Source organism: Bacillus sp. REN16, assembly GCF_020731355.1.
Classification (GTDB): domain Bacteria; phylum Bacillota; class Bacilli; order Bacillales; family Bacillaceae_L; genus Ferdinandcohnia.
Genome location: NZ_JAJFZK010000002.1, coordinates 294577 through 307750 on the forward strand (window position 1 = coordinate 294577; position 13174 = coordinate 307750).

The window sequence follows — 13174 nt, forward strand, 5'->3', positions numbered from 1 at the left end:
TCCACCTTGCTCATGCCTTAGCTTTTCGGGTTCACCTCATCAAAATGGGGTGCAAGAATCGTTTTCAACACATTTGCGCTATTTTCAAATTTTTGTTGCTCCTCTTCGTTTAATTCCAATTCCATGATTTCGCGAATACCATTTCGATTAATCACACAGGGCACACCAATATATACATTTTCTTGCCCATAATGTCCATCTACATGAGCAGAAACGGTTAGCACCGCATTTTCATTTAAGAAGATAGCTTTGGTGATTCTCGCCAATCCCATCGCAATTCCGTAATAGGTTGCCCCTTTACTTTTAATAATTTCGTATGCAGCATCACGTACTCGTATAAAAATATCATCTAAGTCTTCTTTTTTATACATTTCATTTCGCTCGATCACTTTCCGTATCGGCAGTGTACCGATGTATGCTGAGCTATACACTGGTAATTCACTATCACCGTGCTCTCCAATAATATAGGCATGAATATTTTTTGGAGCAATATTAAAATAATCACCTAATAAATATCGGAACCTTGCAGTGTCTAAAATTGTACCAGAACCGATAACACGTTCTTTTGGTAGCCCACTATATTTCCAAGTTGCATAGGTTAAAATATCAACCGGATTCGTGGCGACTAGAAAAATTCCATCAAATCCGCTTTCCATTACGTTTTCCACGATTTCTTTAAATATTTTTAGATTTTTTTCTACCAAGTCTAATCGAGTTTCACCTGGTTTTTGATTGGCTCCTGCACAAATGACAACTAAATCAACATTCTTACAATCCTTGTAATTTCCGGATTTAATAAGGGTAGGGTTTCCTGTAAAAGCCTTACCGTGATTAAGATCAAGCACATCTCCTCTTGCCTTCTCCTCATTTACATCAATCATGATTAATTCATTAACAATCCCCTGATTCATTAAGGCAAAAGCGTAACTAGAACCAACAAATCCTGTCCCTATCAAAGCGACACGACTTACACGATCCCCTATGTTCATACTCATCTCTATCATCCTCCATAACAGCTTTTAGTATTTGTTCCTTTTCATAGACTATTCTAGAAAAAAAGCACCCCACATAAGTGGAGCACCTTCAATTATTTTCTCTTCTTACGTTTCTTACTTTTCTGCGGTGGTACGTTATCAAACTTCTTCTTTTTCTTACGCGGTTTGCGTGTAGACCATTCACCATCGTTTTTATTGTCTTGTTTCTTTTTATCATCATCTGGCTTGCGACGGCTGCTTCTTTTTTCAGACCTAATGATTTTTGGCTGTTCCTTCGAAAGCTTGCGGCGGCTGCCTTTCATACCAACTACTTCAAAGTCAACGGAGCGTTCGTCTTTATTAACATTGATAACACGAACCGTAATTTCATCTCCAATACGGAAGATATTACCCGTCCGTTCACCAATCATCGCATAGCTTCTTTCATCATAGCGGTAGTAATCATCTGTGAGATAGCTTACGTGAACAAGTCCTTCAATTGTGTTTGGCAGCTCAACAAACATCCCGAAATTTGTCACAGAGCTAATGATGCCATCGTATTCTTCGCCGATTTTATCCATCATGTACTCTGCTTTTTTCATGCTGTCTGTTTCACGTTCAGCTTCAACTGCACGACGTTCCATGTTTGAGGAATGCTCTGCAATTTCAGGGAGCATTTCCTTCCATTTATCCTGGGTTGTATTATCAAGCTTACCTAAGATTAAATAGGTACGAATTAATCGATGGACGATTAAGTCTGGATAACGTCTAATTGGTGATGTGAAATGTGTATAGAAATCAGTTGATAAACCGAAGTGCCCGACACTTTCAGGATCATACTTTGCCTGTTTCATTGAGCGCAACATAACGGTGGAAACAACCATTTCCTCTGGTTTTCCTTGTACAGCTTCAATAACTTCCTGCAACGCTCGAGGGTGAATTGAATTTCCAGCTCCTCTTACAAGATAGCCAAAGTTCGTAATGAACTCTAAGAAACGTCTAAGCTTTTCTTCATTCGGGTCCTCATGAATCCGGTAAATAAACGGAACGTTCATCCAGTGAAAATGCTCTGCAACCGTTTCGTTTGCAAGCAGCATAAATTCTTCGATTAACCGCTCACCAACAGATCGCTCACGTAAGACGACATCATAAGGTGCACCTTCATCATCAACAAGAACCTTTGCCTCTTTAAAATCAAAATCAATCGCACCGCGCTTCATTCGTTTTTCTCGAAGAATTGCAGCAAGTATTTCCATATCTTCAAACATCGGAACAAGTGGTTCATAGCGTGTACGCAGTTCCTCGTCTTTCTCAACAAGAATGCTGTTCACATCTGCATAGGTCATTCGTTCTGTTGTTTTGATCACACTTTGAAAAATGTCATGCTTAACAACGGCACCGTTCCCGTCTACTTCCATCTCGCAAGATAAGGTTAATCGGTCTACCTTTGGATTCAAGGAACAAATTCCATTCGATAAGCGATGCGGAATCATCGGAATCACGCGGTCAACAAGATAAATACTCGTGCCGCGGTCACTTGCTTCCTTATCAATAGGTGATCCTTCTGTTACATAGTGAGTTACGTCTGCAATATGTACGCCAAGCTTGTAGTTCCCATTTTCAAGCTTCGTAACCGTTACAGCGTCATCTAAATCCTTTGCGTCGGCTCCATCAATCGTTACGATGACTTCATTGCGAAGATCACGGCGATTTTCAAGATCTTTTGGATCAATTGAATCAGGAGTTTTATTTGCCTGATCTAATACGTCTCTTGGAAATTCCTGTGGAAGCCCGTGTTTATGAATAACAGAAAGAATATCGATTCCAGGGTCATTTTTATGACCTAAAATCTCGACAACTTCTCCTTCTGCACTCATCCGCCCTTCTGGATATGTAACAAGCTTTACGACAACCTTATGTCCTTCAATCGCACCATTTGACGCCTGTTTCGGAATAAAGATGTCATTAGCAATCTTTTTATCATCTGGAATGACAAATCCAAAGCTTTTGCTTTCGGTATAGGTACCTACAATTGTTTTTATGCCATGTTCAATAATCCGGACGACTGTACCTTCCTTACGTTGACCAGCAGATTCTGAGCTAATCCGAACAAGGACTGTGTCCCCATGCATCGCATTTTTCAATTCTGTCGGCGGAATAAACACATCATCCATTGTTTTATCTTCAGGGACGACAAATGCAAAGCCCTTTGCATGCCCAGTAACGGTCCCGCGGACTAGGTTCATTTTTTCCGGAAGGCCGTATCGATTGCTGCGAGTTCGGACGACCAACCCCTGTTCTTCCATTACCACAAGGGCTTTGACAAAATCCTTAAAATCCTCTGAGCCTGAGATGCCAAAGGCTTCCTCAAGTTCCTGAACAGTAAGGGGCTTGTAAGCTTCTTCCTTCATAAAGTCTAATAATTTATTAATATGATCTTGGATTTCTTGTTCCATAATTTTTCCTCCCGTTACCAATCTAACTGCTCTAAAAATAAAAACACATCTTCATGCAGCTGGTCACGTTCTTTATCTAGGGTGATGACATGTCCTGATTCCTCATACCATTTGATCTTTTTAAAATCATTTTCAACGGCTTCATATATAATATTCGCACTTTCAGGATTTATCATTTGGTCATGACGAGCCTGTGCAACAAAAGTCGGGGAATAAATCATATCGACATTGTCACGTACCTCCGCGATTAAGTTCTGAAGTGCTTTTAACGTATTCATCGGGGTTTTCTTGAATTCTTCGATTTCCTGTTCAATTTGTTCAGGCGATTTCCCTTCGAAGCGCTTGTATTCGCGTGCATATTCAACAACGCCCTCATACATAACCTCTTCACTTTTAAGATGCATTGGCGCGCACATGGTCACAATCCCATTTATAGGTACAGTGTAACCCAATTTTAGGGAAAATACCCCACCAAGAGACAATCCTGCCACTGCGATTTTATCGTAACCTTTATTTTTTAAAAATTGATAGGCGTTCATCACGTCCTCCCACCAATCTTCAGGGCCCGTATGGACTAATTCTTCCGGTGGAACACCGTGGCCTTTGTAGATCGGTGCATGACAAGTATAGCCATTTTTCTCAAGGAATCTACCTAACATTCGTACGTCCGCTGAATTTCCGGTGAAACCATGCAGTAATAATACTGCTTTTTCTCCTCCTTCAAAAAAGAAAGGCTGAGGTAATTTGATCTTCATTATGTATAACTCCTTTATGATGTCTTATGTTTACTTTGCACGTTTTTTCGCTATTCTACTATCGTACCGGAAATACCGTTTTGGGTGCAATAAAAAAGGCTAGACATCAACCTGTCTAACCCACCTTTTAAATAGATTTTATAATTCAAAATACGATACAGCAACTGTAAGAACAAAGAATAATACCGCTAGGACCACTGTGACACGATGTAAAACTGCGTCAAGGCCACGAGCTTTTTGTTTTCCGAATAATTGCTCGGCACCACCAGAGATAGCCCCAGATAAACCTGCGCTTTTACCAGATTGTAATAAAACAACTACAATTAAGCCAATACATACGATAACTAATAATGTAACAAGAACTCCATGCAACATATAAAACGACACCTCCTGAACAAGAACGCATATGACGGTAAGTTAAATGTACCATAAAAATACCATGTGGACAATACTGCATTTTCTGACTTTAGATATTTTGTTCAATTGAGAAGTAATAATTGGTTTTGAGCACTTGACTGGGATGAACCGGAAGACTTTTAATAAAGCGCGAATATGGGTTTGTCCGATATATTAAGATTTTGGTCCGATAAATTTCGATCTATGTCCGATATCTAGCAAACAATGTCCGATATAATCAAATATTTGTCCGATATCCTAAAAACGCATTGGATACCTGAACTTTTTCCATTGATTCACTTTATGATTTGCCTTTGAAAGGTCCATATTAAAGGGTGACTACCCTGAAAGGAATGATGATTAATGGTCAATTTGGATTTTGATGCGTTTGTAAAAGAGCAGAAAAAGCACAAACCGATTTATTTAGGCGAAAATACACAGCAGGATAAGCAAAAGAAGCAGCAGACGAAGAAAGGGAAGTAGGTTTTGCGTTTTCATGCGTGGATTTGCATCTTCGCCACGGGATTTGCATCTTCGCACACGGATTTGCACCTTCGCCACGGGATTTGCACCTTCGCCACGGGATTTGCATCTTCGCCACGGGATTTGCATCTTCACACGCGGATTTGCATCTTCGCCACGGGATTTGCATCTTCGCCACGGGATTTGCATCTTCGTTCGCTGATTTGCATCTTCGCCACGGGATTTGCACCTTCGTTCGCTGATTTGCATCTTCGCCACGGGATTTGCACCTTCGCCACGGGATTTGCATCTTCGTCACGGGATTTGCATCTTCGCACACGGATTTGCAACTTCGCCACGGGATTTGCACCTTCGCCACGGGATTTGCATCTTCGCCACGGGATTTGCATCTTCACACGCGGATTTGCATCTTCGCCACGGGATTTGCATCTTCGCCACGGGATTTGCATCTTCACCACAGGATTTGCATCTTCGCCACGGGATTTGCATCTTCGTTCGCCGATTTGCATCTTCGCCACAGGGATTTGCATCTTCGCCACGGGATTTGCACCTTCACACGCGGATTTGCATCTTCGCATGCAGATTTGCGTCTACACTAAGTTTTTTGCGTACGATAATAAAAATTTGCATTATACGAAAAAACGACAAGCGCCAGCGCTTGTCGTTTTCCTTTTATCTAATTAACCTCTTAGGTTATAAAATGAGTTTAAGCCGTTGTATTGAGCTGTTTCACCAAGGTTGTCTTCAATACGTAGTAATTGGTTGTATTTCGCAACACGGTCAGTACGTGATGGAGCACCAGTTTTGATTTGGCCAGCGTTTGTTGCAACTGCGATGTCAGCAATTGTGCTGTCTTCTGTTTCACCAGAACGGTGAGAGATAACTGCAGTGTAGCCTGCGCGTTTTGCCATTTCGATTGCATCGAAAGTTTCAGTTAGTGTACCGATTTGGTTCACTTTGATAAGGATTGAGTTCGCAATGCCTCTTTCAATACCTTCAGCAAGTTTCTTTGTATTTGTTACGAATAGGTCGTCCCCAACTAATTGAACTTTTTTACCAAGACGTTCAGTTAGAAGTTTGTGGCCTTCCCAGTCGTTTTCGTCTAAACCATCTTCAATTGAGATGATTGGGTATTTTGAAACAAGGTCTTCGTAGAATGCAACCATTTCTTCAGAAGTAAGAACTTTGCCTTCTCCTTTAAGATGGTATTTACCGTCTTCTTTGTTATAGAACTCAGAAGATGCAGCATCCATTGCTAGACGAACTTGTTCTCCTGGCTTGTAGCCTGCTTTTTCGATTGCTTCTACGATTGTTTGTAGAGCTTCTTCGTTTGAGCCAAGGTTTGGAGCAAATCCGCCTTCGTCACCAACAGCTGTATTTAAACCTTTAGCATGTAAAACTGCTTTTAGGTTGTGGAAAATTTCAGCACCCATGCGTAATGCTTCTTTAAAGTTTTCTGCACCAACAGGCATAACCATGAATTCCTGGATGTCCACGTTGTTGTCAGCATGCTCTCCACCATTGATGATGTTCATCATTGGAACTGGTAGAGTTTTTGAGTTGAAACCACCAAGGTATTGGTATAAAGGAACTTCTAAGAAGTCAGCTGCTGCACGAGCAACTGCCATAGATACACCAAGGATTGCGTTAGCACCTAATTTACCTTTGTTTTCAGTACCATCAAGCTCGATTAACGCTTTGTCGATTAGGACTTGTTCAGTTACATCGAAACCGATGATTTCACCAGCAATGATTTCATTTACGTTGTTTACTGCTGTTTGAACACCTTTTCCAAGGTAACGGCTCTTGTCGCCATCACGAAGCTCAACTGCTTCATATTCACCAGTTGAAGCACCACTTGGTACTAATGCGCGGCCAAATGCACCTGACTCAGTGTAAACTTCAACCTCAACTGTAGGATTTCCACGAGAATCTAATACTTCACGAGCGTATACATCTACGATAATTGACATTAAAAATCTCTCCTTTTTCAATTTAAATTATTTTATCCCGCATTAACTGGCATTAAGACCGCATTTCATGGGGATCAACTGCCAGTAAAAGCCCGATTTAATGAATAAAGACTAAGAACGCCATGTCCTATGGCATCGTCTTTGTGACCCACATCGTATGGGCCTCAACTAACATTCAGCGGGGCCCCACTGAATGAAGTTTCACTTTATTAAGCTAATTCCGGTCATTTCAGCGGATTTTTTGACATTTAAAAGATCAAGCATAGTTGGTGCTAGGTCTCCTAATTTTCCGTCTTCCCTTAAAGCTAATCCGTCTTTGGTAACGATCACTGGTACAGGGTTTGTCGTATGTGCGGTCATTGGCTGTCCTTCAAGGGTCACAACCTCATCAGAGTTACCATGGTCAGCTGTAATAATCGCTGCGCCACCTTTTGCTAGGATGGCATCGACGATTTCCCCTAAGCACTCATCAACCGTTTCAATTGCTTTGATCGTTGGCTCAAGCATTCCTGAGTGACCGACCATATCTGGATTTGCAAAGTTTAAGATAATTGCATCTTGCTTATCTTCTGCAATTTCTTTTAGAAGTGCATCCTTTACCTCATAAGCGCTCATTTCCGGCTTAAGATCGTAGGTTGCAACCTTTGGTGAATTGATTAAGATTCGTGTTTCACCAGGGAATTCCTGTTCACGGCCACCACTCATAAAGAAGGTAACATGAGGATATTTTTCAGTTTCGGCAATGCGAAGCTGTTTTAATCCATTTTGTGAAAGGACTTCTCCTAATGTGTTATCTAGATTTGTTGGCTTGAATGCCACATATCCATCAACACTTTCACTAAAGTGAGTTAAACATACAAAGAATAAGTCTTTCGGATGCTTAGGTCCACGGTCAAATGAACGGAAATCGTCATTTGTGAATGTGTTCGAAATTTGGATGGCACGGTCCGGTCTGAAATTATAAAAAATCACAGCATCATTGTCTTGAATGGTTGCAACCGGTGAACCGTCTTCTTTTACCATAACTGAAGGTAATACGAATTCATCATAGATCCCGTTTGCATAGGAGTCATCAACAAGTTCAAATCCATTTTTATATGTAGGACCTTCCCCGTAAACCATTGAACGATATGATTTTTCAACGCGCTCCCAACGCTTGTCGCGATCCATTGAATAATAACGGCCAGACAAGGTTGCAATTTCACCAACACCATATTCCTTGATTTTATCATCAAGCTGTTCCAGATAGATTTTCGCGGTTTGTGGACCAACGTCTCTTCCATCTAAGAATCCGTGGATATACACTTTTTTAATACCTTCTGAAGCAGCAAGCTTTAATAATGCAAAAAGGTGGTCAATGTGACTGTGTACACCCCCATCAGATAGTAAACCAAATAGATGTAAAGCTGTACCTTGTTCCTTCACATGCTTCATTGCAGCAAGGAAGGTTTCATTTTTTTCAAATTCGTGATCGCGGATTGCAACATTCACACGGGTTAAGCTTTGGTAGACAATACGGCCTGCGCCGATATTTAAATGTCCTACCTCTGAATTCCCCATTTGACCTTCAGGTAAACCAACTGCCTCACCACTAGCTTGTAATGTTGCATGCGGGTATTTGTTCCAATAGCGATCAAAGTTTGGTTTGTTTGCTTGTGCGACTGCATTCCCCTTCACTTCATCACGAAAGGCGAATCCATCTAAGATGATAAGTGCAACTGGTGACTTACTCATTGCTACCTGCCTCCAAAAGCTTAACGAAAGAGGAAGCATCAAGACTTGCTCCACCAACTAATGCACCATCGATATCTGACTGTGCCATGTATTCCTTAATGTTTTCTGGTTTTACACTGCCACCGTACTGGATGCGAACAGCATCTGCCACATCTTGTGAGAATTGTTCTGCAACCACTTTACGGATGTGTGCACAAGTCTCGTTGGCATCTTGTGCGGAAGAAGATTTACCTGTTCCGATTGCCCAGATTGGTTCGTAAGCAATAACAACTTCCTTCGCTTGTTCAGCTGTAAGACCTGCTAATGCTTTTTCGATTTGCGTTCCTACTAGGTCATTCGTTTGACCTGCCTCACGCTGTTCTAATGTTTCACCACAGCAGACGATTGGAATTAGTCCATGAGCAAATGCAGCTAGTGTTTTTTGATTAACTGTTTCATCTGTTTCAGCGAACATTTCACGGCGCTCAGAGTGACCAAGAATGACATAGTCAACACCTAAGTCTCTTAATGCTACCGGACTGATTTCACCAGTAAATGCTCCGCTCTCTTCAAAGTGCATGTTTTGAGCACCAATTTTGAGGGTCTTGTTTCCTTCTTTTACGTTTGCTACAAGACGCTCTAAGAAAAGTGCTGGCGCACAAACGACGGAATCAACCTTATCTGGTGATGGAATTAGACCATTGATTTCTTCTACAAATTGAACGGATTCAGAAAGAACCTTATTCATTTTCCAGTTTCCTGCAATAATTGGCTTTCTCATGTTTCACCATCCCTTTCGAATAGAAAAGTGCAAGGCGCCTGCCTATCGGCGACAAGCATAAGACGAGCGCTGGGAGAAGGTGCATTTTACCTTCCGAAGCGATTGGCTTATGACCTCGAGCCGATGGCGCCTGGAACTAGACATTGGTGCAAGTTAGCACCAAAATTTTATTTATCGTTAAGTAATTCGACTCCTGGAAGCTCTTTACCTTCCATGAATTCTAAAGATGCTCCGCCACCAGTTGAGATATGGCTCATTTTATCAGCAAGACCGAATTTTTCAACTGCAGCAGCAGAGTCACCGCCACCGATGATTGAGTATGTGTCAGGTGAATCAGCTAGAGCTTGTGCAACGGCTTTAGTTCCATTTGCAAAAGCATCTAATTCAAACACACCCATAGGTCCGTTCCAAATGACGAGCTTAGACTTCGAAATTACATCACTATAAATCTCAGCTGTCTTTGGTCCGATATCAAGCGCTTCCCAATCACTTGGAATTTCATTGATCGGAACGATTTTAATGTTAGCATCATTTGAGAAGTCGTCTGCTACTCTTACATCAACAGGCATATAGAAGTTAACACCTTTTTCTTTTGCTTTGTTCATGAATTCGCTAGCTAAGTCAATTTTGTCGGCCTCTAGTAGAGATTTACCAATTTCATGACCTTGTGCTTTTACGAATGTATAAGCAAGACCTCCACCAATGATCAAGTTATCTACCTTATCTAATAGGTTTTCGATGACACCGATTTTATCCTTAACCTTTGCTCCACCGATAATCGCTGTGAAAGGACGTTCTGGATTTGAAAGTGCTTTGCCTAATACTTCGATTTCTTTTTCCATTAAGAATCCTGCAACTGCTGGCAAGTGTTCAGCGATACCAGCTGTTGAAGCATGTGCACGGTGCGCAGCTCCAAAAGCATCATTTACATAAACATCAGCTAGTGCAGCAAATTGTTTTGCAAGCTCTGGATCATTTTTCTCTTCACCTGGGTAGAAACGAACGTTTTCTATTAAAAGAACATCGCCTTCGTTCATTTCTGAAATAGCTTGTTCAACCTCTGGACCGTAAGCTTCATTTGTTTTGCGAACTTCGATTCCTAAGTGCTCGCCTAGTCGTTTGGCAACTGGATCTAAGCGAAGCTCATCTACGGCTTTACCTTTTGGACGACCAAGGTGGCTCGCTAAAATGACCTTTGCCCCTTCATTACGAAGGTACTCGATTGTTGGTAAGGCTGCACGAATACGAGTTTCGTCAGTAACCTGACCATCCTGCATCGGAACATTAAAATCGACGCGACAGAAAACTCGCTTGCCTTTCACATCAATATCTCTTACTGATTTCTTATTCATTGGGAAGGCCTCCGTTCTATGTAATTAGTTCAAGCTTACCGACCACTTTAGGACGGTGGTAAACATCAAAAAGGGAAGGGAACAATCCCTCCCCTTCGCAAGTTCTATTATAGTGAATGTTACTTAGGTTTCCAAGAACACCGTGTTTTACTGTTTGACCAATGTGTTACACTAATCAAAATTGTAAAATTATAAACCTTTTGATGCGATGTAATCTACAAGGTCAACTACACGGTGAGAATATCCGCTTTCGTTGTCATACCAAGAGATAACTTTAACCATGTTGCCTTCCATAACCATTGTAGAAAGTGCATCGATAGTTGAAGAATTAGCATTACCATTGTAGTCAGAAGATACAAGTGGTTCTTCGCTGTAACCCATGATACCTTTTAATTCATTTTCAGAAGCTTTACGTAGTGCTGCGTTGATTTCTTCAACAGTTACGTCTTTTTCTAATTCAGCTACTAAGTCAACAAGTGACACGTTTGGAGTTGGAACACGCATAGCTCCACCATTTAATTTACCTTTAAGTTCAGGTAATACTAGAGAAACAGCCTTTGCTGCACCAGTAGTAGTTGGAATGATGTTCTCTGCTGCCGCACGAGCACGACGGTAGTCTTTATGTGGTAAATCAAGAATTTGTTGGTCATTTGTGTATGAATGAATAGTTGTCATCATACCACGCTTAATTCCAAAGTTTTCATTTAAAACTTTTGCATATGGTGCTAAGCAGTTAGTAGTACAAGAAGCATTTGAAATTACGTTGTGGCTTGCTGCATCATATTTGTCATGGTTAACACCCATAACGATTGTGATGTCCTCATCAGTTGCAGGAGCAGAAATGATTACTTTCTTCGCACCAGCTTCTAAGTGTTTCGCAGCGTCAGCACGCTTTGTGAAACGACCAGTTGATTCAATTACAACTTCAACACCTAGGTCTCCCCAAGCAAGTTGAGCTGGGTCACGTTCAGCTTTAACGATGATTTCTTTTCCATCAACAACGATATTATTTCCATTAACAGATACTTCTTCATTAAGAACACCGTGAACAGTGTCATACTTTAATAGATGTGCTAACATGTTTGCATCTGTTAAATCATTTACTGCCACTACTTCAACATTTGGATTGTTTAGTGCCGCACGTAATACGTTACGACCAATACGTCCAAAACCATTAATACCAACTTTTACTGCCATTTTGATTTCCTCCTTTTGTATGTGAAACAATATAGAAAGGGAGTAGTGTTTACCCCTTTATTAACTCTTTTGCTGCACCTTCATCTGTAATTAATAGAGTTTCTGGTGCTTGCTTTAAGTATGCTTTGATGGCAATTGCCTTCGAAGCTCCGCCAGCCACTGCAATCACATCATGGATTGCGGGAAGATCACTAAGCTGGATGCCAATTGTTTGAACCCGATGGACGACTTTCCCATCTTCGTCAAAATAATACCCAAAGGCTTCTGCGACTGCACGAGATTCAATGATTTTATTCATATCATTTCCATCTGTTTTACGACGCTTTGCCATTGTAATAGCGTCCCCTATTCCGTGAACAACCATACTTGATGACTTTATCAAATTCAGGACATCTCGTATCGATGGTTCCGCTATAAATGAGTGGTACGCTTCATTGCTTACAACATCTGGTACATGTAGAAGTCGGTAATCCCCTGAGGCTTTTTCAGCCATCTTGGCGCAAATTGTATTTGCTTGATTTTCCACTCGTTCTCCTAACCCGCCTCTTGCAGGAACGAATAAAATGCTCCGCCCTTTTGAATCCGGGGTCATCATTTCTGCCACCTCAACAAGGGTTGTACCACCAGTAACTGCGACGATATTTTCTCCGAAAAGCCTTTGCTTTATTCTTGAAACGCAAGCTCTTCCCATTTCTTTTTTCACCCAAGGAGTAGTGTCACTGTCGCCTGAAACGACAATCACTTCTTTTATTTTTAACTTCTCCTTAAGTTTCGATTCTAAAACCTTTAAACCTAAAACTTCCTTCATGACATCCTCGAGGTCTTTTAAAAGCTCTGCGCCCTCTTTCGTCAAGCTCATGCCAGCAATGCTAAAGTCCACAAGGTTTTGTTTCTTTAAAAACTCAACCTCTCCGCGGAGGACACGCTCACTATGACCAAGGCTCGTTGAAAGATTCCTTCTTCCTATCGGCTGCATTAGTCGTATGTATTTGAGGATCTCATGGCGTTTTTGCATAACCTCGAGCAAATCAGGCAATAATTTCTGTTGTACCTCAATGATTGAACTCATTTTTTTCATTTCCCCTTTTTACCAT

At 41.2% G+C, this 13174-nt stretch carries 11 protein-coding genes; all 11 read right to left on the reverse strand.

The features are described from left to right. Positions 1–17: 17 nt before the first annotated feature. The 11 genes from LKW28_RS03355 to LKW28_RS03405 all read right to left on the reverse strand — a co-directional run bounded on the left by LKW28_RS03355 (position 18) and on the right by LKW28_RS03405 (position 13149). Positions 18–995 (reverse strand): L-lactate dehydrogenase, encoded by a 978-nt coding sequence (locus tag LKW28_RS03355; RefSeq protein ID WP_229138915.1) that lies wholly within the window; start codon positions 993–995, stop codon positions 18–20. 92 nt (positions 996–1087) lie between these two features. Continuing rightward, complete coding sequence (gene rnr / locus LKW28_RS03360; RefSeq protein ID WP_229138916.1) at positions 1088–3430, reverse strand: ribonuclease R; 2343 nt, start codon at positions 3428–3430, stop codon at positions 1088–1090. 14 nt (positions 3431–3444) lie between these two features. Then, complete coding sequence (locus LKW28_RS03365; RefSeq protein ID WP_229138918.1) at positions 3445–4185, reverse strand: alpha/beta hydrolase; 741 nt, start codon at positions 4183–4185, stop codon at positions 3445–3447. A gap of 138 nt (positions 4186–4323) precedes the next feature. After that, complete coding sequence (secG, locus tag LKW28_RS03370) at positions 4324–4557, reverse strand: preprotein translocase subunit SecG (RefSeq protein WP_229139051.1); 234 nt, start codon at positions 4555–4557, stop codon at positions 4324–4326. A gap of 638 nt (positions 4558–5195) precedes the next feature. Beyond that, positions 5196–5603 carry a hypothetical protein gene (locus LKW28_RS03375; RefSeq protein WP_229138919.1) on the reverse strand — a complete coding sequence of 136 codons (408 nt, stop codon included), beginning with the start codon at positions 5601–5603 and terminating at the stop codon, positions 5196–5198. A gap of 141 nt (positions 5604–5744) precedes the next feature. Next, positions 5745–7037, reverse strand: a complete 1293-nt coding sequence (eno, locus tag LKW28_RS03380; RefSeq protein WP_229138920.1) for a phosphopyruvate hydratase — start codon at positions 7035–7037, stop codon at positions 5745–5747. Positions 7038–7238: 201 nt separating this feature from the next. Next, positions 7239–8771: a 2,3-bisphosphoglycerate-independent phosphoglycerate mutase gene (gene gpmI, locus LKW28_RS03385; RefSeq protein ID WP_229138921.1), complete on the reverse strand. Its 1533-nt coding sequence runs from the start codon at positions 8769–8771 to the stop codon at positions 7239–7241. Continuing rightward, the gene (gene tpiA / locus LKW28_RS03390) at positions 8764–9531 is read right to left on the reverse strand and encodes a triose-phosphate isomerase (protein WP_229138922.1); all 768 of its coding nucleotides are present in this window, start codon (positions 9529–9531) and stop codon (positions 8764–8766) included. Before tpiA ends, gpmI begins: the two co-directional genes overlap by 8 nt. Positions 9532–9698: 167 nt before the next feature. Beyond that, the gene (locus LKW28_RS03395; RefSeq protein WP_229138923.1) at positions 9699–10883 is read right to left on the reverse strand and encodes a phosphoglycerate kinase; all 1185 of its coding nucleotides are present in this window, start codon (positions 10881–10883) and stop codon (positions 9699–9701) included. A 189-nt stretch (positions 10884–11072) separates the two neighbouring features. Next, positions 11073–12080 (reverse strand): type I glyceraldehyde-3-phosphate dehydrogenase, encoded by a 1008-nt coding sequence (gap, locus tag LKW28_RS03400; protein ID WP_229138924.1) that lies wholly within the window; start codon positions 12078–12080, stop codon positions 11073–11075. Positions 12081–12129: 49 nt separating this feature from the next. Then, positions 12130–13149, reverse strand: a complete 1020-nt coding sequence (locus LKW28_RS03405; protein ID WP_229138925.1) for a sugar-binding transcriptional regulator — start codon at positions 13147–13149, stop codon at positions 12130–12132. Positions 13150–13174 lie beyond the last annotated feature (25 nt).